The following is a 773-nucleotide window of genomic DNA, read 5'->3' on the forward strand; positions in this document are numbered from 1 at the left end:
GCTGGCGCCTTCGCGAGCAGGCTCGCTCCCACAGGGGGATTAGTTATGTGTTGGAGATTGCGAGATTTCGTGGTTATCCAGCACCCGGTTCACCGCCAGTTCGGCGAGCATGATGATTTGCTGGATTGCCAGTATCGTTTGTCGCTGCGGGCTGTCGACGTAGGCCGCAATGTCGCTGGTCATGATGTTCGCCGAGGCCAGTGATTCGCAGGCGTGAACCAGCAGGCTTTCGTTGTCCATGTCGGGGGCGACCTGGAACATGCTGCTGGGTTTGTGGCATCTCACAGCGGCGGCGGGCGGTTTCAGGTAGTGGTCGAGGGCGCGTTCGGCGGCGTCGTGGAGCTTTTTTGAATCGAGGGATTCGTAGGGGGAGGTGCTTTCCGCTTGGGGCGGATTGGGTGAGGGCTTAATCATGGCAAAGATCCTTTTAACGAAATGGAACTGCCACTTTTCGTTTCCAGGCGAAGTGGGTGGCAGCTGTACGCAGGCTGGAAAAACCGGCAAAGGATCAAACCCGGCAGACCCGAGGGTCTCCCACGTACAGCCGCCATAACTGAAACACCGGCGCTGAAGAAGCGCGGCATTATGTCATGTGCTTTGACCCTTCGGGTTTTCCAGACCCGGTCGCTGATGTGTCAGCGACCGAACCAGCCTATCCACCCAACTTCCGAGCCACAACCGTCAAAACCTGTCGGAAAACTCCCGTCAAATCACCGCTTCTGTAGGAGCTGCCGCAGGCTGCGATCTTTTGATTTTTAAACATCAAAGGCAAA

The 773-nt window shown here is 56.8% G+C and carries 1 protein-coding gene; it reads right to left on the minus strand.

Annotated features, from left to right (window positions below):
* Window positions 1–39: 39 nt before the first annotated feature.
* Window positions 40–414 carry a DUF6124 family protein gene (locus ACTJKS_RS28010; protein ID WP_262947996.1) on the minus strand — a complete coding sequence of 125 codons (375 nt, stop codon included), beginning with the start codon at window positions 412–414 and terminating at the stop codon, window positions 40–42.
* Window positions 415–773 lie beyond the last annotated feature (359 nt).

It is taken from the genome of Pseudomonas sp. 22189 (assembly GCF_052045635.1).
In the GTDB taxonomy this organism is placed as follows: domain Bacteria; phylum Pseudomonadota; class Gammaproteobacteria; order Pseudomonadales; family Pseudomonadaceae; genus Aquipseudomonas; species Aquipseudomonas parakoreensis.

Bases quoted from the DNA above. Each gene is read 5' to 3' on its own strand.
- ACTJKS_RS28010 (WP_262947996.1), bottom strand. From the start codon at position 414: ATGATTAAGCCCTCACCCAATCCGCCCCAAGCGGAAAGCACCTCCCCC.